The sequence below is a fragment of the Streptomyces eurocidicus genome, from assembly GCF_002891295.1.
GTDB classification, from domain to species: Bacteria; Actinomycetota; Actinomycetes; order Streptomycetales; family Streptomycetaceae; genus Streptomyces; species Streptomyces eurocidicus.
Map to the genome: position 1 here is coordinate 16,350 of NZ_LGUI01000004.1, position 25,872 is coordinate 42,221.

Annotated in this window: 22 protein-coding genes and 3 pseudogenes; 11 read left to right on the top strand and 14 right to left on the bottom strand. The window is 72.7% G+C overall.

The features are described 5' to 3' along the window. Positions 1 to 5: 5 nt before the first annotated feature. The 4 genes from AF335_RS14560 to AF335_RS14575 all read right to left on the bottom strand — a co-directional run bounded on the left by AF335_RS14560 (position 6) and on the right by AF335_RS14575 (position 5,406). Positions 6 to 2,603, bottom strand: a complete 2,598-nt coding sequence (locus tag AF335_RS14560) for a SpoIIE family protein phosphatase (RefSeq protein WP_228773657.1) — start codon at positions 2,601 to 2,603, stop codon at positions 6 to 8. Between the two features lie 263 nt (positions 2,604 to 2,866). Next, a complete protein-coding gene (locus AF335_RS14565) occupies positions 2,867 to 4,024 on the bottom strand; it encodes a serine hydrolase domain-containing protein (RefSeq protein WP_102918815.1) in 1,158 nt (385 codons plus the stop codon). A 161-nt stretch (positions 4,025 to 4,185) separates the two neighbouring features. Continuing rightward, on the bottom strand, positions 4,186 to 4,863 hold the full coding sequence (locus tag AF335_RS14570; protein WP_102918816.1) for a response regulator transcription factor: 678 nt from the start codon (positions 4,861 to 4,863) through the stop codon (positions 4,186 to 4,188). A gap of 66 nt (positions 4,864 to 4,929) precedes the next feature. Further along, complete coding sequence (locus tag AF335_RS14575; protein WP_102918817.1) at positions 4,930 to 5,406, bottom strand: MarR family winged helix-turn-helix transcriptional regulator; 477 nt, start codon at positions 5,404 to 5,406, stop codon at positions 4,930 to 4,932. Between the two features lie 120 nt (positions 5,407 to 5,526). Here AF335_RS14575 and AF335_RS14580 point away from each other — a divergent pair, with 120 nt between their 5' ends. After that, the gene (locus AF335_RS14580) at positions 5,527 to 5,937 is read left to right on the top strand and encodes an organic hydroperoxide resistance protein (RefSeq protein WP_102918818.1); all 411 of its coding nucleotides are present in this window, start codon (positions 5,527 to 5,529) and stop codon (positions 5,935 to 5,937) included. 21 nt (positions 5,938 to 5,958) lie between these two features. Here AF335_RS14580 and AF335_RS14585 read toward each other — a convergent pair whose 3' ends face one another. Continuing rightward, the gene (locus AF335_RS14585) at positions 5,959 to 7,968 is read right to left on the bottom strand and encodes an ABC transporter ATP-binding protein (RefSeq protein WP_102918819.1); all 2,010 of its coding nucleotides are present in this window, start codon (positions 7,966 to 7,968) and stop codon (positions 5,959 to 5,961) included. A gap of 367 nt (positions 7,969 to 8,335) precedes the next feature. Here AF335_RS14585 and AF335_RS35080 point away from each other — a divergent pair, with 367 nt between their 5' ends. After that, positions 8,336 to 8,731, top strand: coding sequence for a hypothetical protein (locus AF335_RS35080; RefSeq protein WP_184744018.1), 396 nt, complete (start codon positions 8,336 to 8,338; stop codon positions 8,729 to 8,731). A gap of 240 nt (positions 8,732 to 8,971) precedes the next feature. Beyond that, positions 8,972 to 10,036, top strand: coding sequence for an alpha/beta hydrolase (locus AF335_RS14595; RefSeq protein WP_102918820.1), 1,065 nt, complete (start codon positions 8,972 to 8,974; stop codon positions 10,034 to 10,036). A 7-nt stretch (positions 10,037 to 10,043) separates the two neighbouring features. Here AF335_RS14595 and AF335_RS14600 read toward each other — a convergent pair. Next, a pseudogene (locus AF335_RS14600) lies at positions 10,044 to 10,199 on the bottom strand (ADP-ribosylglycohydrolase family protein); the annotation flags it as partial. Positions 10,200 to 10,326: 127 nt separating this feature from the next. Beyond that, the gene (locus tag AF335_RS14605) at positions 10,327 to 12,078 is read right to left on the bottom strand and encodes a CocE/NonD family hydrolase (protein ID WP_102918822.1); all 1,752 of its coding nucleotides are present in this window, start codon (positions 12,076 to 12,078) and stop codon (positions 10,327 to 10,329) included. A gap of 113 nt (positions 12,079 to 12,191) precedes the next feature. Here AF335_RS14605 and AF335_RS14610 point away from each other — a divergent pair, with 113 nt between their 5' ends. Both AF335_RS14610 and AF335_RS14615 read left to right on the top strand, forming a co-directional pair. Further along, positions 12,192 to 12,908: a TetR/AcrR family transcriptional regulator gene (locus tag AF335_RS14610; protein ID WP_244927020.1), complete on the top strand. Its 717-nt coding sequence runs from the start codon at positions 12,192 to 12,194 to the stop codon at positions 12,906 to 12,908. 115 nt (positions 12,909 to 13,023) lie between these two features. After that, the gene (locus AF335_RS14615; RefSeq protein ID WP_146045522.1) at positions 13,024 to 13,683 is read left to right on the top strand and encodes a hypothetical protein; all 660 of its coding nucleotides are present in this window, start codon (positions 13,024 to 13,026) and stop codon (positions 13,681 to 13,683) included. A gap of 82 nt (positions 13,684 to 13,765) precedes the next feature. Here AF335_RS14615 and AF335_RS14620 read toward each other — a convergent pair. From AF335_RS14620 to AF335_RS14630, 4 genes and pseudogenes are all read right to left on the bottom strand, one after another. Then, a pseudogene (locus AF335_RS14620) lies at positions 13,766 to 14,014 on the bottom strand (serine hydrolase); the annotation flags it as partial. 32 nt (positions 14,015 to 14,046) lie between these two features. Beyond that, entirely contained in the window at positions 14,047 to 15,579 is a 1,533-nt protein-coding gene (locus AF335_RS14625; RefSeq protein WP_221505845.1) for an APC family permease, read from the bottom strand. Positions 15,580 to 15,886: 307 nt separating this feature from the next. Beyond that, the gene (locus tag AF335_RS34620; RefSeq protein WP_170127694.1) at positions 15,887 to 16,054 is read right to left on the bottom strand and encodes a hypothetical protein; all 168 of its coding nucleotides are present in this window, start codon (positions 16,052 to 16,054) and stop codon (positions 15,887 to 15,889) included. Positions 16,055 to 16,263: 209 nt separating this feature from the next. Beyond that, complete coding sequence (locus AF335_RS14630) at positions 16,264 to 17,985, bottom strand: AMP-binding protein (protein WP_102918826.1); 1,722 nt, start codon at positions 17,983 to 17,985, stop codon at positions 16,264 to 16,266. Here AF335_RS14630 and AF335_RS14635 point away from each other — a divergent pair. The 3 genes from AF335_RS14635 (at position 17,945) to AF335_RS14645 (ending at position 21,054) form a co-directional block, all read left to right on the top strand. Beyond that, a complete protein-coding gene (locus AF335_RS14635) occupies positions 17,945 to 18,136 on the top strand; it encodes a hypothetical protein (protein WP_170127696.1) in 192 nt (63 codons plus the stop codon). The two genes, AF335_RS14630 and AF335_RS14635, sit on opposite strands and share 41 nt — an antisense overlap. Beyond that, complete coding sequence (locus tag AF335_RS14640) at positions 18,133 to 18,420, top strand: hypothetical protein (protein ID WP_146045523.1); 288 nt, start codon at positions 18,133 to 18,135, stop codon at positions 18,418 to 18,420. The genes AF335_RS14635 and AF335_RS14640 overlap by 4 nt, the downstream gene beginning before the upstream one ends. 267 nt (positions 18,421 to 18,687) lie before the next feature. Further along, the gene (locus AF335_RS14645; protein WP_102919230.1) at positions 18,688 to 21,054 is read left to right on the top strand and encodes an Orn/Lys/Arg family decarboxylase; all 2,367 of its coding nucleotides are present in this window, start codon (positions 18,688 to 18,690) and stop codon (positions 21,052 to 21,054) included. A gap of 39 nt (positions 21,055 to 21,093) precedes the next feature. On the opposite strand, the gene AF335_RS14650 is transcribed toward AF335_RS14645, so the two are convergent. Beyond that, complete coding sequence (locus tag AF335_RS14650; protein ID WP_244927021.1) at positions 21,094 to 21,510, bottom strand: contact-dependent growth inhibition system immunity protein; 417 nt, start codon at positions 21,508 to 21,510, stop codon at positions 21,094 to 21,096. A 149-nt stretch (positions 21,511 to 21,659) separates the two neighbouring features. Then, positions 21,660 to 22,349, bottom strand: a complete 690-nt coding sequence (locus AF335_RS14655) for a phosphotransferase (RefSeq protein WP_244927022.1) — start codon at positions 22,347 to 22,349, stop codon at positions 21,660 to 21,662. A 150-nt stretch (positions 22,350 to 22,499) separates the two neighbouring features. On the opposite strand from AF335_RS14655, the gene AF335_RS14660 reads away from it, so the two are divergent. Together AF335_RS14660 and AF335_RS14665 are read left to right on the top strand one after the other, a co-directional pair. Beyond that, on the top strand, positions 22,500 to 22,976 hold the full coding sequence (locus AF335_RS14660; RefSeq protein WP_102918829.1) for a VOC family protein: 477 nt from the start codon (positions 22,500 to 22,502) through the stop codon (positions 22,974 to 22,976). Between the two features lie 73 nt (positions 22,977 to 23,049). Further along, positions 23,050 to 24,050: pseudogene (locus AF335_RS14665) on the top strand (IS5 family transposase). A 49-nt stretch (positions 24,051 to 24,099) separates the two neighbouring features. Here AF335_RS14665 and AF335_RS14670 read toward each other — a convergent pair. Then, positions 24,100 to 24,783: a TetR/AcrR family transcriptional regulator gene (locus AF335_RS14670; protein ID WP_102918830.1), complete on the bottom strand. Its 684-nt coding sequence runs from the start codon at positions 24,781 to 24,783 to the stop codon at positions 24,100 to 24,102. Between the two features lie 112 nt (positions 24,784 to 24,895). Here AF335_RS14670 and AF335_RS14675 point away from each other — a divergent pair, with 112 nt between their 5' ends. Beyond that, on the top strand, positions 24,896 to 25,705 hold the full coding sequence (locus tag AF335_RS14675; RefSeq protein ID WP_102919231.1) for a hypothetical protein: 810 nt from the start codon (positions 24,896 to 24,898) through the stop codon (positions 25,703 to 25,705). Positions 25,706 to 25,872: the final 167 nt, after the last annotated feature.

Genomic DNA, 25,872 nt, shown 5'->3' on the forward strand with positions numbered 1-25,872 from the left:
GCGGGTCACGGCAGCGGCTGTTCCGCCCAGATGACCTTGCCCTCCGGGGTGTATCGGGTGCCCCAGCGCTCCGCGAGCTGGGCGATGAGGAACAGCCCGCGGCCGCCCTCGTCCTCCGCCGCCGCATAGCGCAGGTGGGGCGAGGTGCTGCTGGTGTCGGAGACCTCGCAGATCAGGCTGCGGTCGCGGAGCAGCCGCACCCGGATCGGGCCGGTGCCGTGCCGGATGGCGTTGGTGATCAGTTCGCTGAGGATCAGCTCGGTGGTGAACACCGCCTCGTCCAGGCCCCACCGGGTCAGCTGCCGGGTGAGGTCGGCGCGCGCCCCGGCCACGGCCGCGGGGTCGGAGGCCACCTCCCACTCCGCGATCCGGTCGGGCTCCAGGAGCCGGGTGCGGGCCACGAGCAGGGCGATGTCGTCGCTCTGCCGGGCCGGCAGCAGCGCCGCGAGCACCGCCTCGCAGGTCTCCTGGGGCACCCGGCCGGGCGCCGCCAGGGCCTCGCCGAGGAGCCCCAGGCCGACGTCGATGTCCCGCCTGCGGTCCTCGATGAGGCCGTCGGTGTAGAGCACCAGGCTGCTGCCCTCGGGCAGCCGCAGCTCCGCGGCCTCGAAGGGCAGGCCGCCCAGGCCGAGCGGCGGGCCGCCGGGGATCTCCAGGAACTCCACGGTGCCGTCCGGGTGGACCAGCGCGGGCAGCGGGTGCCCGGCGCGGGCCAGCGCGCAGTTCCCGGACGCCGGGTCGTAGATCGCGTACAGGCAGGTCGCACCGGCGACGGGGGCCTCCCCGTTCCCCGTGGACGACTCCTGGTCGATACGGCCGACGAGTTCGTCCAGGTGCCCGAGGAGCTCGTCGGGCGGCAGGTCGAGGGTGGAGAAGTTCTGCACCGCCGTCCGCAGCCGGCCCATCGTCGCGGCGGCGTGCAGCCCGTGGCCGACCACGTCGCCGACGACCACGGCGACCCGGCCGCCCGGCAGCGGGATGACGTCGAACCAGTCGCCGCCGACCCCGGCCTGGGCGGGCAGATAACGGTAGGCGATGTCGAGCGCGTTCTGCTCCGGCAGCCCCCGGGGCAGCAGGCTGTGCTGGAGCGTCACCGCCATGGCGTGCTCGCGGGTGTAGCGGCGCGCGTTGTCGATGCACACCGCGGCACGCGCCCCCAGCTCCTCGGCCAGGGACAGGTCGTCCTCCTCGAAGGGCTCGCTGTCCCCCGTGCGCCAGAAGTTGGCGATCCCCATCAGGACCCCCCGGGCCCGCAGCGGCACGGTGATGAGGGAGTGGAACCCGTAGTCCAGGACCGCCTGGGTCCGCTCGATGTCCTGGGTGCGCCAGCCCGCGGAGTCACCCAGGACGGGGACGAGCACGGGGTGCCCGCTGATGAACCCCGTGGCCTGCGGGGTGGGAGCGGCGAACGTCACCAGCTCGCCCGCCCGGTACAGCGGATGGTCGTCCCGTACCCCGTTGAGCGCCACCCGGCGCAGCTCCGGGGCGTCGCCCCCCACGCCCACCTTGGGCTCCTCGCCGCGCAGGACCGGCTCGGACAGATCGACGGTGGCGTAGTCGGTGAACCCGGATGCGGCCACCCGGGTGAGCTCCTCGGCGGTGCGTTCGACGTCGAGGGTGGTGCCGATGGCCACGCTCGCCTCGTACAGCAGCCTCAGCCGCCCCCGCGCGGCCTCGGCCTTCCCGGCGAGGGCGCGCAGCTCGGTGGAGTCCCGCAGGGTGGCCACGCTGCCGGGCGGGCCGCCCTGGCGGTCCGTGGGACGGTTGTTCACCGCGAGCAGCCGGTCCCCGACCGGGACGACCTCGTCGGTGGCGACGCGCCGGGAGGCCAGCAGTTCGGCCATCCGGGGGTCGAGGCCGAGCTCGGCCACGGGCCGCCCCTCCGCGTCCGGGGGCAGGTCCAGGAGGCGGTGCGCCTCGTCGTTGGCGAGCAGGACCCGGCCGTCGCCGCCCACGATGACCACGCCCTCGCGCACCGCGTGCAGGACCGCGTCGTGGTGCTCGTACATCCGGGTCATCTCGGCCGGGCCGAGGCCGTGGGTCTGGCGCCGCAGCCGCCTGCTGACCAGGGCCGTGCCGGCCGTCGCCAGGGCGAGCGCGACGACCCCGGCGCCGAGGACGACCGGCAGCTGGCGGTCGAACGCGCTGCTCACGGCGGTGACCTTGATCCCGGACGACACCAGGCCCACGACCGTGCCGCGCGCGTCCTTCACCGGCACCACGGCCTGCACTTCCTCGCCGAGCGGGCCGTGCACGCTCTCGACGGTGACCTGGCCCGCCTGCGACGGCGCGATGGTCCCGATGAAGTGCTTGCCGATCAGTTCCGGCCTGGGGTGCGTGTAGCGCTTGCCGTCACGGTCGGTCACGACGATGAAGTCGACCCCGCCCCGCTTGCGGGCGTCCTCGGTCAGCGGCTGGAGCACGGCGCTGGGGTCGGGGCCGCGCAGCGTCTGCACGAGGCCGGGGGCGTGGGCGAACGCCTCGGCGGCGGCGAGCGAGCGGTCGCGCGCCGCCTGGAACCGGTCGCTCCGTGCCTGGAGCAGCAGGGTGACCACGGCCGCCACGACGATCAGCAGCACGATCAGCACCTGGAGCAGGAACATCTGCCCGGCCAGGCTGCGGCTGGTCGCCGCGGCCCGGAGCCGCTCCGCGGACAGCGCACGCGGGCCCCGGCGCCCCTGCCGCCGCTCTCCCCGGCCGCCTGGGCGCCGACCTGCGGACCGGCGGCCCGAGGATCCCGGGGAGCGGTCCCGGAATCGGGCCATGTCCCATGTCTACCCCGGGCCCTGGCCCGGCGCGAACGCCGCGCGCCACGACGGGACCCGCACCGCGCCGGCCGGGAGGGGCCGGGAGCCCGCGGGCGAGGTCAGCAGAACTCCGCGTCGACGACGTCGCCCGCCCGCGGCGTCAGCAGGAACACGTTGGTGTTGAAGTAGGTGACCAGGAGGCGCTCCGCGGCACGGGTGGCGAAGGCCATGACCTGGGTGCCGGGGACGCTCCCGTCGTGCCCCCACAGCTCCTTGCCGCAGGACGTCCGGTACCGGGCGAGCCCCAGGCCGTACCCCGTGAAGGAGCCGACGCCCGTGAGCGGGCGGACCGTGGTCATCTCCCTCAGCTGCGCGGGCGGCAGCAGCCCGCCCCGCAGCAGCGCGGAGTAGAAGCGGTCCAGGTCGGCGGCGCTGGTGACGAGGTCGCCGGCTGCCCAGAAGAGGGAGGGATCGATCTCGGTGACGTCGGTCGGCCCGGGGTCCTCGGGGAACGCGGTGTAGGCCCGCCCGGCGGGTGCGGGCAGGCCGCTGTCCGTCCCGGGGAGGACCGTGGAGCGCAGGCCGAGCGGCTCGACGATCCGCCGCCGCGCCTCGGTCCCGTACGGGTGCCCCGTCGCCCGCTCGACGACCATCGCGGCCAGCACGTAGTTGGTGTTCGCGTACCTCCAGCCGGTGCCGGGGGCGAAGTAGGGCGCGTGCTTCATGGCGACGGCGACGAGCTGCCGGGGCTCCCATGTGTCGTAGCGGTGTTCCAGGTATTCCTCGCCGCGACCGTGGACGGCGGGGTCGTGGGCGTATTCGAAGATCCCGCTGGTGTGGCCGAGGAGCTGCCGGAGGGTGACCTTCCGGCCGTCGTTGCCGTTCCCCCGGACGACCCCGGGCAGCCACTTCTCGACCGTGTCGTCGACGCTCAGCCGGCCCTCGTGCTCCAGCTGGAGGACGACCGTCGCGACGAACGTCTTGCTGATGCTGCCGGCGCGGAACCGGTCCGCCGGGCCGGGCGGCCGTCCGGTCCTCATGTCGGCGACACCGGCCGAACCCGACCACGCGCCGTCGGCGTCCCGGGCCCGGGCGAGGACCCCGGGGACGCCCGCGCCGACGGCCGCGTCCATCGCCGCCCGCGTCCGGCCGTGACCGCTCACGGCCGCGGTGCGCACGGGCGCGGCGCCCGCCGGCGGCGGTGTCAGCAGCGCCGCTCCGGCCAGCGCGGCCGCCGCGATCGCGGCTATGACAGCCCGTACCTCGCCCGACCTCATCGCCCACCCCTCCCCAGGTGCCCCGTGCGCGTCGCGGCCGGTGGAGAGGCCATGGCGCGCCCACTTCTCCAATGATCGTCGTCAGAGGTGGGGGAAAACGCTGTTTCCCTGTCAAACCTCCCGCTACGGGTGCGCGGTGTCGGCCGGGGGGCGCCCGTGGTTCAGGGACTCTGCTCCGGGTTGCCGAGACCGGCGTCGCGGGCCTTGGCCACGGCTTGGGCGCGGGTGCTGATGTGGAGCTTGTCGAAGATATGGGTGATGTGGTTCCGGACCGTCTTCTCGGAGAGGACGAGCCGCCGGGCGATGTGCCGGTTGTCGAGCCCCTGGGCGATGAGTTCGAGGACCTCGATCTCGCGCGCGGTGAGGGCGGGGAAGAGGTGCTCGGTGTGGTGGTGCGGATTGGCGGTGAGGAGGGTCGTCAGCCGGGTGGCGATGTCGGACCCGAGGACGGCGCCGCCGGCGGCGACGGTGCGCACCGCGTGGAGGACCTCCTCCGCCCCGGCGCCCTTGACGATGTAGCCCCGGGCGCCGGCCTGCAGCGCGGAGAGGAGGCTGCTGTCGTCGTCGGACATGGTGAGCATCAGGACGGGCAGGTCCGGGTGGGTGCGCGCCAGCCGCCGCGTCGCCTCGATGCCGGAGATGTCGGGCAGCGAGAGGTCCATCACGACGATGTCCGGACCGTGCTGGGCCACGGCTTCGGGGACCTCGCCCCCGGTCTCGGCCTGGGCGACGACGACGGCGCCGCCCGGGCTCTCCAGCGCGGCCTTGAGTCCGTCCCGGAAGAGCGGATGATCATCGACGATCAGTACACGGGGTACGCAACTGTCACCTTCGCTCACGTTCGGGACATTAGCAGCCGTACCGGGTGGGTCCGGTGAAGCGGCGGCGGGCGCCGGGCGTCCTTGTCATCTCCCGCCGTGCGCGGTGTCGAGGTTGCCGGTGAGCTTCTCCAGCAGCGCGCGGAGGGTGTGGGCCTCTTCCCGCGACAGCCCCGTCGCGGTGGCGATGAGGCTGGGTACGGGCAGCGCGCGCTCGCGCAGCTCCTCGCCCGCCCGCGTGAGGCGGACCACGACCGAGCGCTCGTCCTCCGCGCTGCGCTCGCGCACCACCAGGCCGGCCGCCTCCAGGCGCTTGAGCAGCGGGGAGAGGGTGCCGGAGTCGAGGCGCAGCCGTTCGCCGAGGGCCTTGACGGGCTGGGGGGCGCACTCCTCCCACAGGACGAGCATGGTCAGGTACTGCGGATAGGTCAGACCGAGGTCCTTGAGGGCGTCGCGGTAGACGCCGCCGAAGGCCCGTGCCGCGGCGTTCAGCGAGAAGCAGACCTGGTGGTCGAGGCGGAGCAGCTCCGCGTTGTCCGGGAGGGGGAGGGGCTGCGTGGTCATGGCCCCAGGGTATCCCTCGCTCCATTTAATTGCGCACAACTGAATCGTGTGCAATCGTTGTGTCCGCGGGGAACGGATCACCGGACCTCCGCACCACCGACGAATCGAAGGGGATCTCCCATGGACGTGCTGTACACCGCCGCCGTCACCACCAACGGCCGCGAGGGCCGCACCGTGAGCTCGGACGGGCAGCTCGACCTCGCCCTGGCCATGCCCCCGGCCCTCGGCGGCAACGGCCGGGGCACCAACCCCGAGCAGCTCTTCGCCGCCGGCTACGCGGCCTGCTTCGCCAGCTCCCTCGGCCTGATCGGCCGTGAGGCGAAGATCGACACCAAGGACGTCTCGGTCTCCGCCGAGGTCTCCATCGGCAAGGACGACACCGGCTTCGGCCTCGCCGTCACCCTCCGCGTCGAACTCCCCGACAGCCTCACCGGCGAGACCGGCACTCGCCTCGTCGAGCAGGCCCACCAGCTCTGCCCGTACTCCAAGGCCACCCAGGGCAACATCCCCGTCGAGCTCGTCGTCGAGTAGGACCGGCGGCAGGACGGCCGGCTACGTCCCGTCCGCTCCCGATGGCGCCGGTGGCATGGCGCCGGCCGGGCGGGCGGGGCGGGGGACGTGGCCGTCGGAGGAGGGGCTCAGCCCGTACTGGGCGGCCTGGATCTCGTACGCGAACCGGTACGCGCCGTCCTCCAGGGCCATCAGCTCCTCGTGGCTGCCCTGTTCGACGAGGCTGCCGCCGTCGAGCACGTAGATGAGGTCGGCGCTCGCCGTGGCCGCCAGCCGGTGGGTGATGAGCAGGACGGTGGTGCCGTCCCCGGTCAGCGAGCGCAGCGCCCGGAAGGCGTCGATCTCCGCCTTGGGGTCGAGGGCCGACGTCGGCTCGTCGACGATCAGCAGGGGCGCGCGGCGGTAACGGGCGCGGGCGCTGCCCAGCCGCTGCCACTGCCCGCCGGAGAGCTGGGTGCCGCGCTCGAACCCCTTGAGAACCAGGCTGTCCCACCGGTGGGGCAGCGACTCGATGATGCCCTCGGCATCGGCCTCGGCGGCCGCGCGCCGTACCCGGCCCTGGTCCAGGGGGACGTCGCTGCGGCCGATGTGGATGTTGGCGCGGGCGGTCATCGGCCAGTGCGGGAAGTCCTGGCCGAGCACGGCGACCCGGTCGAAGACCGCGTCCCGGTCGGCCTCCAGGACGTCCACCCCGTTCCACCGGAGCGTGCCCGACGTGGGCACGTAGAGCCCGGCGACCAGCTTGGACAGCGTGGTCTTGCCGGAGCCGTTCTCACCCACCAGGGCCACCACCTTGCCCTGGGGAATCGTCAGGCTCACCTCGCGCAGGGCCGGGGCGGGCGCGCCGGGATAGGTGAACGACACCTTCTCCAGCCGGACCTCCGTCATCCCGTCGGGCAGCGGGACGCCGCCCGCGGGGATGGCGTGCCGCTCCGCGACGCGGCACGCCTCCTCCAGGTCACGGAGGTACATGGACTCCTCGTACATGCGGTTGAACTGCATCACCACGGAGTTGAGGCCGGCGCCGGCGGTCCGTACGGCGATCACCGCGGTACCGGCGACGGCCAGCGGCATGCCGCCCCGGGCCAGCAGCAGCCACAGCACCGCGTACGCCCCGAGGGCCGCGAGGCCGGACACCGAGGACGTCGCCGTCTGCGTCAGGGCCTTCGCGCGGGCCAGCCGCTGCTGCTCCGCGCCGACGGTGGCGGCCATGTCGTCGTAGGCGCCGACCAGCAGCCGGCCCGCGGAGTGGGCGCGGATCTCCGGGGCGGTGTCCTGCTGGACGAGCGCGTGCGTGATGACGTCGATCGCCCGCCGGTGTTCGAGCCAGACGTGCCGGGACACGTACTGGCGCCGGACGGAGACGACCGCGCCCCAGCCCTTCGGGGCGGCGATCAGGAGCAGCGTCAGCACCAGGACGGGATGCAGGACGGCCAGGACGGCGGCCGCCGCGACCATGCCGACCAGCGCGTTGAGCACCATGACCGAGGAGCCGAGCATCCTGCGCACCGAGTCGGTGCCGAACCGGCCCGCGTCCAGGGCGCGGTGGACCGTCTCGTCCTCCATCGCGGCCAGCTCCACCCGGACGGCGGCGCGGTAGAAGCGGGCCGTGCACGCCCGCTCCACCTTGGGTTCCAGCCGCCCGGCGGCGGCCACCGAGACGGCCGACAGCAGGGCGGCGACCGCGGTGACCGCCATTCCGCCGAGGAGCGCGGGGGCCGCCTGCCGCAGCCGCTCGGCCGTCGGCTCCGAGGAGAACAGGGCCACCAGCGCCCGGTTGGTGGCGACCAGCACGAACGCCCGCATGAGGCCCTGCCCCAGCTCGGCCGCCAGCAGCGTCAGGAGGGCCCTGGGGTCCTCGCGCCAGGCCGCCCGGCCGACCATGCCCGTCATCGCCGGGAATTGACGGGCCATGTGCCAGAACGACAGGCGGGTGAGCGGTGTCTCGTTCCGGGTGAACGACTTGTCGTAGCGCAGCGCTCCGCCGAAGAGCAGCTTCTCGCTGTCCGACAGGGGGAGCGCGGCGGGGGCGCCCCCGCGCGGGAACCTCATCGCGCCTCCGGTGTGCCGGTGCGGAGGTCCCCGGACGCTTCGAGGCCCGCGGCCTCCGGGCGCCGCGGCGGTTCTTGCTCCGTGCGTGCGGTCATGACGGCCTTTCCGGGGATGGGTCGGAAAGCGGTGGCGCGCGAGCGGGGTGGTGCGGCGGTACGAGGGCGGTCCGTACGTTCCCTCCCGCCATGGTGGCGGACGCGACGGCCGGATTCGCGGGATTTCCGGGCGAGCCCCCTTCGTGCGTGCGCGCGCCCCGCCCCGCTGTGGCGAGTCGCCTTGTCCGGCGGACGCTCCCCGTTGAAGCATGGGGGACGTCTCTGAACGTGTCCGGAGCACCGTGTTTCGGAGTGGGAGAAGGAGAAATGCTGTGCGTCGGATGAGTATCGTCCTCGCCGCGACCCTCATGGCCGGTGGGGTGGGCGCTTCGGTGGCCACGGCGGCCGAGGCCGCCCCGGTGTCCCGCCCTCAGGCGCGCGACGACAAGCCGCCCTTCCCTTACGCGGACTGCTTCCGCGTCGCCAAGAAGCGCGGGGAGACCCCGGCCCACGCCAAGTGGCACTGCGACGAGCTGGTGAAGAAGGGCTGGGTCAAGCCGCCGCTGCCGAAGCGGCCGCAGTCCGAGCCGGCCCAGGCCGGACACCCGAAGACCGGCCACAGGTCCGATCACAAGACGGACCGCAAGGCCGGTCACAAGACGGACCGCAAGGCCGATCACAAGGCTGGTCACCAGGCGGACCACAAGGCCGAGCACCCGAAGGATTGACGCTCCGTCAAACATCCGGCCTTCGACGGACCCCGTCGGGGCGCACCGTGCGTCGCGCGGTCCTCGGGCACGCCGGGCCCGAGGACCGCAGGGTGCCCCCGAGGGCCTCGACCGGCCGCGCGCCGCCCCGGCGGATGATTGACTACGCCGCATGAGTGTCGCGCGAACGTTCCCCGTGTGTACGGGTGTGCCGACGAGCCGTTCCGGCCGGGCCGCCCTCGTCCGGTGTGACGGACTGTCATGAGTACGGGGAACCGGGCGCCCGAGCCCGGGAACGCGCCCCCTTTCGACCCCGAACTGGGCGCGGCGCTGGCCGCCCTGGGGAACGCGGCGAGGGAGCCGTTCACCCCGGAGAACCTCGCGGCGCGGCAGGAGCGGGACGCCGCGGCCCGGTCCAGGCCGACCCTCCGGGAACTCCGGGCCGACGGCCGCTTCGAGGTCGAGGAGCTGCGGGTGCCCGGACCGCCGGCCGGACGGGACGTCACGCTCGTCAGCGCGCGGCCCGCAGGGGCCACGGGGCCGCTGCCGCTGCTGTACTACCTGCACGGTGGCGGAATGATCATGGGTAACGCCTGGTCCGTCCTGCCGCGGCTGCTGCGCGAATGGGCCCTCCCGCTGGGGCTGGCCGTCGTCTCCGTCGAGTACCGGTTGGCGCCGCGGACGCGGTACCCCGGACCGGTGGAGGACTGCTACGCCGGATTCGTCTGGGCGGCCGAGCACGCGGCCGGCCTGGGCATCGACGCGGACCGCATCATCGTCGGAGGGAAGAGCGCCGGCGGCGGCCTCGCCGCGGCACTCGCCCTGCTCACCCGTGACCGGGGCGGGCCCGCACCGATCGGGCAGCTTCTCCTGTGCCCGATGCTCGACGACCGCGGCGAGACCTTCTCCAGTCACCAACTGGCCGGCATCGACACCTGGGACCGGACCTCCAACGCGACCGCGTGGCAGGCGTTCCTGGGCGACCGGTACGGCGCCGCGGACCTGCCGCCCTACGCGGCGCCCGCCCGCGCCACGGATCTGTCCGGGCTGCCCCCGGCCTACATCGACGTCGGGTCGGCCGAGACCTTCAGGGACGAGGGCGTGGCCTACGCCGACGCGATCTGGCGGGCCGGCGGCCAGGCCGAACTGCACGTATGGCCCGGAGCGTGCCACGGCTTCGACACCATCGCCCCGCAGGCGGCCCTCAGCCGGGACGCCCGCGACGCCCGTACCCGCTGGCTCCGGCGCGTCCTCGCGCAGTCCGGCGCCGAGCGGGAGCGCGGTACCGGCGGGCTGCCGGACCTTCCGCACCAGTACGGGAGGTGAGGACCCGTCAGGCGTCCCGGAGCGTGCCGAGCGCCATGAGTTCGTCCCGGTACCCGATCCGCTCCGCCCACTCCCGGGGCCACGCCCCCGCACCGAGGTACGCGCCGGCGAACGCCCCGGCCGGGCAGGCGAGGGAGTCGGAGTCGCCCGAGGAACAGGCGGCACCTTGGAACCGGTGATGCTCGCCCGCTGCCAAGGGAGGCCGTCCCTCGGGCCGCCCCGACGGCCGGTCGGAGGCGGGTGGGGGAGCGGTGGCGGGCGGAGCGCCACCGTCCAGGGACCCCCTCGCATCACTCCCGGGCGCCGTCCGGCCCGTAAGGCGCCGCTGACCCGTCGGCGGGCGAGCCGCCGGGCCCGGTAGCCCCCGCCCGGGGCAGGATCAGCGCCGAGGGGGCGTGCAGGGTGATCCGTACCGGGGCGAGAGCCGTCGCGTCGAGCACGGGTTCGCCGGTGCCGGTGTTGCGGGCGAAGCGCGGGTGGGCGCCTCCGGAGATCTGCAGGCGGACGCGGTGCCCGGCGGCGAAGCGGTGGGCGGTCGAGCTCATCGGCACCGTCGCTTCCGACGGGTCCTCGCGCCGTGGGTCGAGCCGGACCAGTCCGTCGCAGACGTTCGTCGAGCGGCCCGCCGCGTCGACGTCGCACAGCCGGGCGAAGACGTCGGCGTGCCCGGTGTCGGTGGACACCCGCAGCCGCGCGGAGACCGGGCCGAGGATCTCCAGGGGTTCGGTGAGCGGCGGCCCGGTGAAGGTCAGGACGTCCTCGCGGGCCTCCAGGGCCGTGTTGTCGCGGGCGCCGGCCGAGGGGGAGAGGAGCTGCCCGCCGACGGAGGGCGTGGGATCGGCCGGGTCGTGGCGGAAGGACGCGAGCGGCCCGGGGGACGCGGGCTCCTCGGCGGTGAGCCGCCCGCCGGGTGCCGGGAACCAGTGTTCCCCGGCCGGGGAGGCGGGCCAGTCGTCGAGGTCCCGCCATCCGGCGTCCCGGCCGCCGGTGTGTACGCGGACCCTGGTGGGGCGCAGACCGGAGGGGTCGTCGCACAGGTGCGCGCGCAGCCAGGCGAGGGTGTCGGCGAACACATCGGGCCAGCCGCGCTGGAGGGCCGAGGTGTGTGTCCAGGGGCCGATGAGCAGGCTGGTGTCACAGCCGGCCCGGCGCAGCCGGTCGTACTGCTCGACGGTCTGGTCGAGCAGTATGTCGTGCCATCCGGAGACCAGGCATACGGGCACCGTCGCCCGGTCGGCCGCGGCGGCCGTGGAGGCGCCCTCCCAGTAGGGATCGGCGGCGTCGGGGCGGCTCAGCACCTCGTCGAACCAAGGCGTTTCGTCACCGAGGACGGGCCGGACGGCTTCGCGCAGCGGCAGCTTCCGGGTGATGTCGGGCAGGTGGCGCCGGAGACGCAGCGTCGCGCGCAGGAACGGGGTGATCCCCCGGTGCTGGTAGGTCATCCCGACGCCGATGGCGAGGGTGTCCTCCAGGCGGGGCGCGCCGTGCGGGTGGAACAGGGCGTGCGGGTCGTGCAGACCGACCTGGACCGCCATCGCCCGCAGCTCCGGCGGCGGGTCCAGGGCGAGCGCCCACTGCGTGTACCCCAGATAGCTGGGGCCGGCCGTGCCCAGCCGTCCGTCGAACCAGGGCCGGTCGCGCAACCAGGCCACCGTGGCCTGCCCGTCCGCGGCCTCGTTGCGCCACAGGTCGAACGCCCCTCCCGAACCGCCCGTCCCCCGGCAGCTCTGCAGGATCACATGGAACCCCTGCTCGGCGAGGAGGACGCCGTACATCGGCGACCACGGCAGGCCCCGGCCGTAGGGCGAGCGCACCATGACGGTCGGGAAGTCGCCCCGCCCGCGCGGGAAGTAGTGGTCCGTGATCAAGGGGCTGCCGTCGGCGGCCGGTACGACGAGCCCCGGCTCCCAGCCGACGTCGTACCGCCGGGCGGGGAGGCCGCGCCATGTCGCCCTCATCAACCGAGAGGACAGCGGCGCCCTGCCCGGGGGTGCGGTCCAGGTGGTCCTCGGTGCGACGTCCTGCGGGTGCGATGGCGTCATGGGTCTCTCCCCTGTCCATGGTCGCGCTTGTTTCCGTACGATGTACGAGAATAAGCCCTGCTTGGATGGGTGCCGCACGCACCCCTGCCGAACCGAGTGAGAGGAACAGCGCCGTGGCCCGCGGTGACGCCTCCGACGCCCCGCGCGTCGACCCCGAAGAGCTCTGGCTGCGCCCCGCCCGGCCGCGCCGGGGGCGCCCGCCCGCCTTCAGCCGTGAGGTGATCGCGGCGGCGGCCGTCGCGCTCGCGGACGCCGAGGGGCTCGGCGGCGTCACGATGCGCCGGGTGGCCTCGGAGATCGGCGCGGGCGCCATGTCGCTCTACAGCTACGTCCCCGACAAGGAGACGCTGGTCGAGCTGATGATCGACCACGTCAGCGGCGAGCACGTCATGCCGGGGCTCCCCACCGGGGACTGGCGGGCCGACCTGAAAGCCGTCGCCCACGCCCAGCGCGCCCTCATGCTCCGTCACCCCTGGCTGCCCGCCGCGCTGCCCGGCCGCCGGACCCTCGGCCCCCGCACCCTGGCGGTCCTGGAGGTCGTGCTGGCCGCCCTGCGCCCCAGCAGGCTGGACGGCGGCGCGCGACTGGAGGTCTTCAGCCTGCTCACCGGCTTCGTCGCGGGGCACGTCGCGCACGAGGTCGCGCAGTCCGCCGTCGCGGGGGAGCCGGACCGGGCCGCGGCCGAGGCCCGCTACCTCGCGGCCGTCGCCGCGGACGGCCGCCATCCGGAACTCGCCGGGGTCCTCGCCGGGCCCGCGCGGCCGACGACGCCCGACGAGACGTTCGCCCGGCTCCTCGACCGCATGGTCAACGGCCTGGACGCGGGCTGAGGTCTCCGGCCGGAGCCGGGTGCGCGCCCGAGGCCGGTACTCGTCTCCCCGACCGGCGACCGGCGCACGACACTGCCGGAGAGACGTCATCCGTTCCATGCGGAGGGAGCCGGTCGTGATCCATCTGAGCGAGACCCTGGCCCTGCAGTCCGTCGAGGGGTTCCTGTCCCCGGACGAACTGGCGCAGCTCGGCAAGATCATGGACGACGAGCTCGCGGCGAGCGGCTGGACGCCGGGGACGCAGGCCGAGGTCGTCCGGGCACCCGGCGACGCCCAGGCGATCCTGCGGGAGGCCACCGCCCGCGCGCTGCCCGTCCTCCGGCACGTGCTGCCCTCGGTCGCCGCGGACGCCCCGTGGGGGTACACCGAGCTGACGGCGGGGCGGGAGGTGCCCGCGCACATCGACGGCATTCCCGAGCCCGCCGTCGCGCCGCGCCGCATCGGGCGGATCGGCGTCACGCTGGAGCAGGCGGACGCGGGCGGCGAGTTCTACGTCGAGACCACGGCCTCCGCGACCGTGTGGAGCGGCCAGGTGGTGGGCGAACGGGAAGGGTACGCGGCGGGCACGGGCCTCACCCGGAGACTGCCGCATCCGAACCGGCACGAAACCGAGCCCGTATGGCTGCGGGACGCCGTCCGCACCCGGTGGGTCACCGGGGCACCGGCGGGCGTCGCCCTCGCCTACGGTGCGCAGCTCGTCCACGGGGTGCTGCCCGTACGGTCGGGCCGGCTGCGGAAGTTCGTCACCGACCTGCTGGACACCCGTCTCCCCTGACGGTCCCGGCGGGGGAGACGAGCAGGCCCCGCCGGGCCCCCGGACGGCCGGTCAGCCGAGCGCCGCCGCCAGCAGCCCGGCCGAGCCGCCCGTAGGTCCGCCCGATGGCCCGGGGGCTGGTGGTGTCCGTGACGCGCGACGGCTCCGCGGTGTTCAGCTCCGGCTCCCAGCGGTCGAGCCGGGTCGTCCGGTCCCCGATCGAGCGGCAGAAACGGGTGATCGCCGTGGGGCCGCCGAGCTCGCGGAGCAGCAGGTTGCCCGCGAGGTTGTCGCTGAAGCGAATGGTGGCGTCGCACAGCTCCCCGACGGTCATGCCGTCGCGGAGGTTGTCCTCCTCGCCACTCCGGGCGGGTGCGCGGCGCGTCAGGACGGTGTGTGCGACGCGAACATCTGCCGGGTGCCCGACCGGACCGCCCAGAAGAAGATGCCCAGCGTGACGACGGCGACGGTGACCGAGTCGTAGGGCGCGGGCAGCCGTCCCGAACCCTTGAAGGTGCCGAGCCACGACAGGAGCGTCAGCGCGCCCAGATAGACCACCAGCCAGGCGCCCGTGCGCAGTTCCTCGCCGAGCGACCGCTCGTTGTGCCCGGTGCGCCACATCGCCAGGAACAGCAGCAGTCCGGCCAGGACGAGCGGCAGCGCCAGACGCAGGTCGTGCCAGCCCGACCAGTACACGAACTCACTGGCCACGACGAAGCTCACGGGTGCGATCCAGCGCAGCCCCGGCACCCAGCCGGCCATCCTCTCCCGGCCGGGACCGGCCCGGAAGACGGCGACGGCCACGGCGGAGGCGGCGTAGATGAGCAGGTACATGTCGCCCATGACGCTGACGATGTGCTGCCAGCCGCCGAACGGCAGGAGGAAGAGGACGATCACGACGAGGTTCAGCAGGAGCGCCCGGTGCGGGATGCCGTAGCGCTCGCCGACCCGCATGAAGAACCGGGGGATCGTGCGGTTCTTGGCGAGGGCGTAGGTGTGCCGGGCGTTGAGGGCCACGCCCACGTACGCCGACCCGCCGGGGGAGGCCACCGCGTCCGCGTAGAGCAGGCTGGACAGCCAGTGCAGATTGAGGATCAGCGCCAGCTGGCCGAAGGGCGACTCGAAGCTGACGCCCTGCCAGCCGTGCCCGAGCAGGTTCTCGGGGACCGTGAAGAGAAAGGCCAGTTGCAGGGCCAGGTACATCAGTACCGCCAGCGCGATGGCGGTCAGCACGGACGCCGGGAGGGTGCGGCGGGGATTGCGCGTCTCGCCCGAGAAGTCCAGCGGCGCCTGGAAGCCGTTGACCGAATAGACGATGCCGCCACCGGCGAGCGCGGACAGGCACGCGGCGTATCCGTACGGCGCGAAGCCGCCGTGGTCGGTGAGGCGCCCCGAGTGCCAGCCCGAGGCGAACAGCGCGATCACCGTGACCACCGGCACGAGGACCTTGAACACCGAGACGAGGTTGTTGAGCCGGGCGAACGCCCGCACCGTGAACCAGTTCAATGCCGTCAGCAGGACGCTCAGCGCCACGGCCACGCCCAGGCCGAACGGGCTGAGCGTACCGCCGTCGTAGATGTCCGGGAGGTAGTGGTCGGCGTACTGCATGATCGCGCTGATCTCGGCGGCGGTGCCGCCCACCGACAGCAGCACCGACCACCCGACGAGCGTGCCGACCAGCCGGCCGCTCGCGTACAGCGGCCAGCGCACCGTGCCGCCGCCCTCCGGCCGTGACGCCCCCAGTTCGATCATGACGAGCGCGACGAGACCGCACAGCAGCCCCGCGCCGACCCAGGACAGCAGGGCGGCGGGCCCGGCCGTCTGGGCCGCGTACATGGCGGCGAAGAGCCAGCCCGAACCGACGATGTTCGAGAAGCCGATCGCGGTCAGCCCCCAGAACCCCAGATGCCGGTGCAAGCGCCCTTCCTGCTCGAGCACCGTCGGCGCGACGGGCTCGCCCCCTGCCAGCTGACGATCCGACACCGGACCCCTCCTCGTTCCCGATCCGGCGGAACCCCGCCGGGACGGCCGCGCAGGCGGCTCCTCCGCGGCTCGTGATCAGGATTCTCCCCGGCCGGTGAGCCCGGGGGTGGGGCAGGGCACCGGGTCATGGCCGGCCGGCAGGGCCGCACCGGTGCCGATGACTCCTTACGCGCGTCCTTCGAGGTAGCGGACGGGTGGGCGTGGCCGGGGTGCCGGCCATGCCCCCGCCGGCCGCCGGCGATCAGTTGTGACCGAACTTCCGCGGCTGCTTGTGGGCCACCTCCGGGGTCGGAGAATTCACCTCCCGGGTGACCGGTGCCTTCGGTTGCTCCTTCGTCTCCGCGGTGGCGCGGGGCTCGTGCCCGCCGGTGCGCGCGCCGCGGTTCTGCCGGGTCTGTTTCTTGCCCACGGTCCTGCCTCCTGTACGGGGATCTCGGAGGATCGGGTACCACCAGACTGGCCCGTACCGGCGAAGGGCGCATGTCGGGCACGGGGTGCGACCCGGGGGCCGCGGCATGTGGCCGCCGCGAGCTCTGCGACCGTGCTGGGCTTCGGGCCGACCGGGCCCTGCGGGACGGCGGTGGGGCCGCCCGGCCGACGTCCGGTACCTCCAGCAGCTCACCGGTCACCGGTGTCGGGATGGGCCGCGCGACCGGCGAGGGAGGCGGCCAGGGACCGCAGGGCCGCTCTGTCGGCCTTCCCGTTCCCGACCATGGGCAGAGTGTCCAGTACCTCCATACGCTGTGGAAGCTTGTAGACCGCGATGCCTTCTTCCTTGAGGAAGGACCGCATCTCCTCCAGCAGGGGAGGGTCCTGGCCCGGGCGCAGAGTGAGGAAGAGGCAGACGGTCTCCCCATAGATGTCGTGGGGCTTTCCGACCGCGGCGCAGTCGGCGACAGCGGGGTGGATGCCCGCCAGCGCTTCGAGTTCTTCGGCGCAGATCTTCAAGGCGCTCCAGTTGATGAGGTTCTTAATCCTTCCCACCACGGCGAGGTTTCCTGACTCGTCCTGTCTGACCAGGTCGCCCGTGCGGTAGAAGCCGTCCTCGGTGAATGCCTGCCGCGTAGCGGGCGGGTCACGGAAATAGCCGGGGATGACGGACGGGCCGCGGGTGAGGAGCTCGCCGGACTCACCGGGCGCTGCGGAGATCCCGCTGCCGGTCGTGATCCGGATCTCGGTGCCGGCGCCGACCGGCCGGCCTTGTGCATGGGTCAGGACGTGGGGCGGATCATCGAGTCGGGTCAGGCTCACCATGCCCTCCGACATGCCGTAGACCTGCTGAACGTGACAGTCCAGGGCGTGGGTGGCGGCGCGCACTTCATGGGACTGCAGAATGGCGCCGCCCACCTGTACTACCCGCAAGGTGGAGAGGTCTCTTCCCATGCGATCCGCCGCCAGCAGTTGGCGAAGACCGGTAGGGGAAGTGGAAGTGTGCGTCACGCCTTCGCGTTCAATCAGGCGGAGCGCCTCCGGCGTCCGGTTGGCGGGGGCGATCACCACGGTGCCGCCCGCCGCCAGGACGCCGAGGAGGCCCGGGTTCGACAGCGCAAAGGTTTGCGTCAGCTGTGGAACAGCCAGGTACACCCAGTCGGATGAGACGCCGAGGACCTCGCTGGTCGCCCTGATCAGGCAGCCGTAATCCTCATGGGTCCTGGCCATCAGCTTCGCCGGGCCCGTTGTCCCGGAGGAGTGCAGGTAGAGCGCGGTCTCCGACGGTGAGGCCGGTTCCTCTCCACACGCTGCCGGTGCCGGCTCCGGAGAGTGGCCGCATTCCGAATCGAACACTGCCTCCCCCTGTTGCAGTTGCCGGGTTCGGTCAGTGATGAGCAGCAGGGCGATGGAGGGGTGCCGGGAGCGCAGCGCCCGGGCCAGGTTCAGGTAGTCGAAGCCGTCGACGATGCCCGGGGCAGCCACTGCCGTCGGTTCTGTGATCGAAGTGATGCGATCGAGCTCATGGGAGCGCAGCACGGGAGAGGCCAGGACGGCGGGCGCCCCCATGCGGCACAGGGCAAGGAGCAGGACTGCGAGTTCCAGGCTGTTGGGCAGCTGTACCAGCACCCGATCACCGCGCCTGATCCCCAGGCTCCGCAGATACGCCGCTGCCCGGGTGACGCCCGCGGCCAACTGGGCGTGGGACATCCTGCGCTCTCCGTCCACCAGGGCGCACGCGTGTGGTCTCGTACGGGCACCGAGCAGAGCCATTTCGTCCAAGAGCTCCGGACGCCACCAGCCGCGGCGTCGGTATTCCTCCGCCCGCTCCCTACAGACGGCAGGTTCCTCAACCGGCATCAGACCCCTCTTGAGCGTGCAGAACTTCCAGCAGGGCATTACCGGGCCCATCCTCAGCCCCGGCAGCGTCTCCGACCGACGGTTCCGCAATACCGACAGGTCCGCACTCCTCGACCTGGACAACTTCCGTCAGGGAGTCGTGTTCTTCCCGATCGCGAACCCCGGATCGGTCAACACCGACAAGTTCATCAACCGGCTGTGACAATGAAGACGCCGGCAGCCCTGCTGGCCGCGGCCACCCTCGTCGCGTGCGTCGGCCCTGTCGCCGTCGCGCAGGACTCCGAGGCCGACCAGCGTCCCCTCGTCAGTGTCGACTGCTTGGGGCAAGGGGTTCTACTCAGCCTCTTCGAAACGCGCCGATACGACTCCACCACCTACGTGTGCCACGACCGCGGAGCGGTCCTCCTCAACGTCGGCCGCGCTCTCCAAGGCGCGGATCTCACTCTCGGCGGCAAAGACAACAGAGCTGCCCAAGCCTTCCGCTGATCCCGCTCGTCCTGCTCCCAGAAGGCGACCCATGAGCTTGTTCGGCGTGTCCGGTGCTGGGGCGACAGCGGGGGTGGCGTACGGGCGAAGCCCTCAAGGTGTTGAGCGGGATGTCGGGTCCCTGACCACCCGGCCTTGGGATTTCCCTCGTCAGGGTGGTTTCGGCGCGGTCGCGAAATCGGCTTCGATGGTCGTCCGTTTGTCACTCCGGTGCCGCGCGACGCGGCGGGCCGATCGACCGTACTCCGATATGCGCAGAGGGGCATGATGACTGACGGAACCGTCCTGTTCGCGGTACGCGACCTTCCCGGGAGCGGAGGTGCCGGAGTCGAGCAACTGCGCAGGATCCACAAGGAATTGGAAGCCGACGGCTTCGAGGTCCGCTGGGTCTCCTCGGGCGAGGACGCCCGGGCGGTGCTGCGCACCGAGGCCGGGCTGGCCGCGGCGGTGGTGGACTGGGCCCTGCCGGAGGACGGCGGGACCGGCGGCGAGTCGGGCGGCCCCGCCGTGCTGCGGCAGGTCGGGCGGCGGTTCCAGAACCTCCCGGTCTTCCTGATCACGGCGGGCGAGGACTTCGAGCACCTGCCGCTGTGGGTGGCGGAGACCGTGGTCGGCTATGTGTGGCCGCTGGAGGACACCGCGTCCTTCATCGCGGGGCGGATCGCGACCGCCGCCCACGGCTATCAGGAGGCCGTGCTGCCGCCGTTCTTCAAGGCGATGCGGCGCTTCGACGACGCGCACGAGTACTCCTGGCACACCCCCGCCCACTCCGGCGGGGTCGCCTTCCTCAAGTCGCCGGTCGGCCGGGCCTTCCACGACTACTTCGGGGAGCGGCTGTTGCGCAGCGACCTCTCCATCTCGGTCGAGGAGCTCGGCTCGCTCTTCGAGCACACCGGCCCCATCGGGGAGGCGGAGCGCAACGCCGCCCGCGTCTTCGGGGCCGATCGCACCTACTTCGTCCTGCACGGCGACTCCACGTGCGACCGCATGGTCGGCCACTTCAGCGTCACCCACGACGAGATCGCGCTCGTGGACCGGAACTGCCACAAGTCCGTCCTGCACGGCCTCGTCCTCTCCGGGGCCCGGCCGGTCTACCTCGTCCCCACCCGTAACGGCTACGGCCTGGCGGGCCCCCTGCCACCCGCCGGGATCCGCGCCGACGCGGTCGCCGCCCGCATCGCGGGCAACCCGCTGACCCAGGGCGCCGTCTCCCCCGACGCCCAGTACGCGGTGCTCACCAACTCCACCTACGACGGGCTGTGTTACGACGCCCTCCAGGTCGCCCGGGCGTTCGCGCCCAGCACGCCCCGGCTGCACTTCGACGAGGCGTGGTTCGCGTACGCCCGCTTCCACCCGCTCTACGCCGGGCGCTACGGCATGGCGGTGGGCCCCGACACCTTCCCGGAGCCCGAGCGGCCCACGGTCTTCTCCACCCAGTCCACCCATAAGCTGCTGGCCGCGCTGTCGCAGAGCGCCATGGTGCACGTCAAGCCCGCGCCCCGGGCGCCGGTGGAGCACGATCGTTTCAACGAGGCGTTTATGATGCACGGCACCACGTCGCCGCTGTATCCCATGATCGCCTCCTTGGACGTGGCCACCGCGATGATGGACGGGCCGCAGGGCCACTGGCTGATCGACGAGGCGGTGGCCGAGGCCGTCCGCTTCCGTCAGACGGTCGTGCGCATCGGCCGGCGCATGGCGGCCGCCGGGGACCGGCCCGGCTGGTTCTTCGGCGTCTGGCAGCCCGGGACGGTGACCGACCCGGCCACCGGCGCCCGGTTGCCCTTCGCCGACGCCCCGGCCGAACTGCTGCGCACCGAACCCTCCTGCTGGCAACTGGAGCCCGGCGCCGACTGGCACGGCTTCCCCGGCCTCGCCGAGGGCTACTGCCTCCTCGACCCCGTCAAGGTCACCCTGACCTGCCCCGGCATCGACGCCACGGGGCACATGGCCGACTGGGGCATTCCCGCCCGTGTCCTCACGGCCTATCTCGCCACCAGGAACATCGTGGTGGAGAAGACGGACAGCTACACCACGCTCATCCTGTTCTCCATGGGCATCACCAAGGGCAAGTGGGGCACCCTGATGGACGCCCTGATGGACTTCAAGGCGCTCTACGACCAGGACACGCCGCTGGCGAACCTGCTGCCGGAACTGGTCGCCGCGTACCCTCAGCGCTACACCGGCCGGACCCTGCGCGAGCTGTGCCAGGAGATGCACGACCATCTGCGCGAGGCGCGCCTGGTCGAGCTGCTCGACACCGCGTTCCAGGACCTGCCCGAGCCCGTCACGCCGCCCCAGCACTGCTACCAGCGCCTCATCCGCGGTGGCACCGAGCGGCTGCGGCTGGCCGACGCGTCCGGCAGGGTGGCGGCCGCCATGATCACCGTCACGCCGCCCGGCATCCCCGTCCTGATGCCCGGTGAGAACACCGGCGCCCCGGACGGTCCGCTGCTGCGCTACCTGACCTCCCTGGAGACCTTCGACCGGCACTTCCCGGGCTTCCGCAGCGAGACCCACGGCGTCACGGTCGACCCGGACAGCGGCGACTACCTCATCGAGTGCGTACGCCGGATCCCGGCCCAGCAGTCCGGGAACGAGGCCGAGGCGGCTCCGGTGTCGTCGACGGGCTGACGCCGGCACCGGCCCTCCCGCCCGTGGGGGCGGGGGAGGTCAGGCCCGCCCGGTGACGTCGAGGAAGCCGGCGGCCTCCGCCCGCAGCGAGGGCGGCAGGTCGCCGGACCCGAGCGGACCGGAGACGATGTCGCGGAGCTCGCGGGCGGCGTCCGGCACCTCGCTCCACGCCGAGGCCGCCCGCGTCAGGGCGGCCGAGAGCAGATCGCCTTCGTAGAGGTCCCCTTCCACCAGGGGGTCGGCGCGGAGCAGTTCGACGGCCAGGGGGAGGAGGTACGGAAGGCCGACGTCCTGCGTGATGAGCAGCCGTAGGCCCTCGGCGTCCAGTGTGCCGATGGGCCTGCGGCGCAGGTCGTGCGCGGTCGCGACGAGGCGGGTGGCGTCCGCGGGCGGGGGAGGCCGGCGAACGCCTTCGAGCTCTTCGAGCGAGGAGGTTCGTTTCACGGGTCGGGTCACCCACCGATCATCCCGTACCGGGAGGCCGCGGACGTACTGCCCGGCCGCGCCCGGGCCGCTCAGCCGTCGAGGAGCGCGCGCGTCCATTCCTCCTCGCGCCGCTCGATGTACTCGGTGTCGTTCCGCCAGGTGTCGCCGTGGCCCTCGGCCTAGAGCCGGGTCCAGGGCTGGTCGCCCACGGCGGACCGGTCGCGCAGGAAGTCGTGCATGGAGCGGGTCCGGCGCCCCAGCAGGGGCACCAGACGCCGCCGTTCGGACTCGTCGAGCCCGTAGGCGTCGGCGAAGACGCGCAGGCGGTCCGCCGCGTCGGCACGCTGCCGGGCGGGGTCCGCGGAGAGCGGGACGAAGCCGTGCACGGCGTAGGCGACGTCCCAGAGCCGGGAGCCGGGAGCGGCCGTGTCCCAGTCGATGAAAGCCCACTGCTCCCCGTCGGCCACGAGGTTCCACGGCGCCAGGTCGTGGTGGGCGATGATGTCGGCTCCCTCGGCCGGGACGAGCGTCCGCCACCGGGCGTCGGCCGGCGGTGCGAAACCTTCCACGGCGTCGTGGAAGCCCCTGACCAGCCGTGCGACGCGGGCCAGCCGCCGAGAGGGCTCCAGCAGGGCGAAGCGGTCGGGCCAGATCACGTCGCCCGGCACGAAGGTCAGCACCTCCCGGCCTCGCTCGTCGATGCCGAGGGGGCGGGGAGCCGCCCGGAAGCCCACCTCGTGGAGATGGGTGAGCAGCGCGTGCACCGCCGGGGTCCACGGCCCCGCCGGGCGGCGGACGGTGTCGCCGACGCGGACGACGCCGTCACTGATGTTCCCGCCGGACAGCGGCTGCTCCTCTTCGTGTCGCACGGCCCCAGTGTGATCGACCGGGCCCGCGTGATCACCTGAATTCACGGCCGGGCCCCGAGCCGCACCCCCACCGGCGTGTCGGTGAGGTCCGCCGGGCCTTCCGGTCCGTACTGGTGGGAGGACGATGCCCGGCCACGTCAGGAGACGGCGATGCCCAAGATCACCCCGAATCTCTGGTTCGACACCCGGAGCGAGGAGGCCGCCGAGTTCTACTGCTCGGTGTTCCCGAACTCGAGGATCAACAACATCACGTACTACGGGGAGGCCGGGCCCCGCGAGGCCGGCACCGTGATGACCGTGGACTTCGAGCTCGACGGCCAGGCGTACACCGCCATCGACGGCGGCCCCGAATTCACCTTCACCGAGGCGGTCTCGTTCCTGATCAACTGTGACGGCCAGCAAGAGGTGGACCACTACTGGGAGAAGCTCACCGCGGACGGCGGACAGGAGATCCAGTGCGGCTGGCTCAAGGACAGGTTCGGGCTGTGCTGGCAGGTGTGGCCCACTCAGGCCGATGACATCCTCGGCGATCCGGACAAGGAGCGCGCCGACCGCGCCGTGCGGGCCATGCTCGGGCAGAAGAAGATCGACCTCGCCGCGCTGCGGGCGGCGGCCGACGGGGACTAGGGCGTGTATCGGATTGTGATCAGTTTGTTCGATTCGACCTCATGGTGGGTCCTGGTCCGGTAGACCGTCATATGTGACGAGAGCGCAACTGACGGATGTGGAGTGGGAGTTCATCGAGCCCTTCCTGCCGGTAGGCAGGTTCGGGCCTTACCCCGAGCGGTTGCGGCAGCAGTTCGAGGGCGTGATCTGGCGGTTTCGTACGGGTGGGCAGTGGCGGGAGATGCCGTCCGAGTTCGGCGCCTGGCCGACTGTCCACAACCGCTTCCGTCAGTGGAGGGACGCCGGTGTCTTCGAAGCCCTGCTGGAGGCCTCGATCGCACAGGCGGCGAGGCGGGGTGAGGTGGACGTGTCCCTGGTCAGCGTGGACTCCACCACGGTCAGGGCTCACCACGACGCCGCCGGGATGCATCTGGACCCCGGCGTCCTTGCCGCCCTGGAGAAAGCCTCAGCCGAAGAGGGGAAGGCCCGGCAAAAGGGGGTGGCCCGGAAGAACAAGACGGACACGGTGGAGATGGCCTCGAGCGGGAGGCACGACGCCGCATCCGGCGCCGTCACCAGGTCCGTTTGAAAGCCGCCCTGCTCGGACGTTCCAGAGGCGGCCAGACCAGCAAGATCCACCTCGCCAGCGATCGAAAGTGCCGCCCGCTGGCCATCGTGCTGACCGCGGGACAGGCCGCCGACAGCCCGCAGTTCATCCCCGTGCTGAAGAAGGTACGCATCCGGCAGAGCATCGGCCGCCCTCGCACCCGGCCTGACGCGGTCGCCGCGGACAAGGCCTACTCCTCCCGCGGCAACCGCGCTCATCTGCGGAAACGACGCATCAAAGCAGTCATCCCAGAGAAGAAGGACCAGGCCGCCAACCGGAAGAAGAAAGGCAGCACCGGCGGCCGGCCCGTCAGCTTCGACCCCGATCTCTACAAAGAACGCAACACCGTCGAGCGTCTGATCAACAAAATGAAGGCCTGGCGAGGCATCGCCACTCGATACGACCAAACCCCGGCAAGCTACCTCGCCGGCCTCCACCTCCGTGCCGCGATGATCTGGATCAAAGACCTCACCCGCAGCACCTCTTGATCACAACCCAATACGTTCCCTAGGGGCCTGTCCGACGATTCGAGTCGGATCAGGCCGGGCCGTTCGGCGCGTGCGTCCGGTGCGCGGCGGCCGGCGGCTCCTCGGACGGCGGCCGGATCAGCGTCCCGATGCCGGCGCAGAGCAGGTCCAGGCTGCGGGTGAATTTTTCGTCCGGGCCGTGTGCGGCCGCGGTGGTCACCGTCCGGGGGAAGCTCCGGTGGAGGGCGACGACGTCCTCGGCGTCGACCGGCACCGCGGGCGGATCGCTCTGTTCCTGGAGCACATAGCCCGTGACGTGGCTGAGCACGGTGTCGGCGGCGGTTCCGCGGTGCTCCGGGGGCACGCCGGCCTCGGCGAGGGTGGCGAGCAGCCGTTCCATCAGCGAGAGCGCGCCGGGGCTGAGGGTCTTCGGGCTGCCGGCGAGCATGATCGCGCCGCCGGGGTGTTGCCGGATGCTCTGCCGCAGGGCGACAGCCTGCGCCGTGACCCGGGCCGGCCAGCCCGCCTGCGCGGGCAGCGCGGCCAGGGCGGCGGTGCCGGCCTCGTACGCCTGCCGGACCACCCGGTCGGCCATCAGCTGGAGCAGCGCGGCCTTGCTGGGCACGTGGTAGTAGAGGCTGCCGGCGTGCACGTCGAGCCGCTCCGCGACCTGGCGCACGGAGAAGCCGTGGTAGCCGGTCCGGGCGAACACCGCCATGCCTGCGTCGATGATCCGGTCTGCGGTCAGTTTCACGGCCGTAGTTTAGCGAGTCGTGCCGACTTTCAAACACTGTTTGAAAATTCCCCGGGTCGCGCTAACGTCATGATCGGCAAAACTGCACACGGCTCGGAGGGGGATGGTGGCGATGGACGTTCTGCTGTTCAACGTGACCACGGCGGCACTGATGGTGCTGATGTTCAACGGCGGTCTGGCCCTGGTCGGCCAGGGCACACTGGGCCGGCGGCGGATCCCCTGGGCGGCCGTCGGCCTGACCGGGCTCGCGCTCGCCGGGGTGGCCCTCCAGCTCTGCTGGCCGGGCGCGATGGGCGCGCTCGACGCGGACCCGTCGAAGTCCGGCTGGTGGCGCGTGGTCACCTCGGTCTTCATGCAGAACGGCGGCTTCGGCGGGGCGGCCTGGAACATCGCCACCCTTGCCGCCGTCGCGGCCTTCGCCGACTGGTTCTGGGGCGCGCCGCTGACGCTCGGCCTGTTCGCCGCCGGCATCCTGCTGCCGGAGCAGATCGACAAGCTGTGGGGCCAGACCTCCCACAGCACCGACCCCCGCAACTTCGCCGGCAGCTCCGGCGCCACCTACTTCCTGGGCGCGACGCTGGCCGCGGCCCTGCTGCTGCGCGGCGGCGCCGACGAGAACTCCGGCCGGGCCGCCGTCCCGGGTGCCGGGCAGGGCCCCGGCGACGAGGGCGCGGGCCGAGGCAAGGCGGTCCGCAAGAACCGGCTGTTCGCGGCCGGCGTGCCGGTGCTCGGGCTGGCGATGTGGTTCGCGCAGGAGAACGGGCACGGGCTGGTCTCCGGCTACGGCTTCGCCCTCGGCGCACTCGCCTGGGCCGCGTTCCGCACCGTCCTGCACCCCGACCGCGACCTCCGGCAGCCGCCGCGCACGACGGTCGCCTCGCTGACCGGGCTCGTCGGCCGGCGGACCCGCAGCGCCGGCTGAGCGCTCCGCGCAAAGTCCGGTGCGCCGTCCGCGGGTGCGTCGTGGCTGGTCGCGCAGTTCCCCGCGCCCCTTCGGGCGCTGCCGAACCGCACCGGACTTCGCCAAGCCCGCTCAGCCGGCAGCCCCCCGCTCCACCCGCGCCGTTCCACAGTGACCACGAGGGAGAC

Excerpts from the sequence above, each read along its gene's own strand:
- AF335_RS14585 (WP_102918819.1), bottom strand. The coding sequence starts at position 7,968 with ATGAGGTTCCCGCGCGGGGGCGCCCCCGCCGCGCTCCCCCTGTCGGAC.
- AF335_RS14565 (WP_102918815.1), bottom strand. The coding sequence starts at position 4,024 with ATGAGGTCGGGCGAGGTACGGGCTGTCATAGCCGCGATCGCGGCGGCC.
- AF335_RS14575 (WP_102918817.1), bottom strand. The coding sequence starts at position 5,406 with ATGACCACGCAGCCCCTCCCCCTCCCGGACAACGCGGAGCTGCTCCGC.
- AF335_RS14630 (WP_102918826.1), bottom strand. The coding sequence starts at position 17,985 with ATGGGCCCGGTAATGCCCTGCTGGAAGTTCTGCACGCTCAAGAGGGGT.
- AF335_RS14580 (WP_102918818.1), top strand. The coding sequence starts at position 5,527 with ATGGACGTGCTGTACACCGCCGCCGTCACCACCAACGGCCGCGAGGGC.
- AF335_RS14560 (WP_228773657.1), bottom strand. The coding sequence starts at position 2,603 with ATGTTCCTGCTCCAGGTGCTGATCGTGCTGCTGATCGTCGTGGCGGCC.
- AF335_RS14675 (WP_102919231.1), top strand. The coding sequence starts at position 24,896 with ATGGACGTTCTGCTGTTCAACGTGACCACGGCGGCACTGATGGTGCTG.
- AF335_RS14660 (WP_102918829.1), top strand. The coding sequence starts at position 22,500 with ATGCCCAAGATCACCCCGAATCTCTGGTTCGACACCCGGAGCGAGGAG.
- AF335_RS14605 (WP_102918822.1), bottom strand. The coding sequence starts at position 12,078 with ATGACGCCATCGCACCCGCAGGACGTCGCACCGAGGACCACCTGGACC.
- AF335_RS14645 (WP_102919230.1), top strand. The coding sequence starts at position 18,688 with ATGACTGACGGAACCGTCCTGTTCGCGGTACGCGACCTTCCCGGGAGC.
- AF335_RS14595 (WP_102918820.1), top strand. The coding sequence starts at position 8,972 with ATGAGTACGGGGAACCGGGCGCCCGAGCCCGGGAACGCGCCCCCTTTC.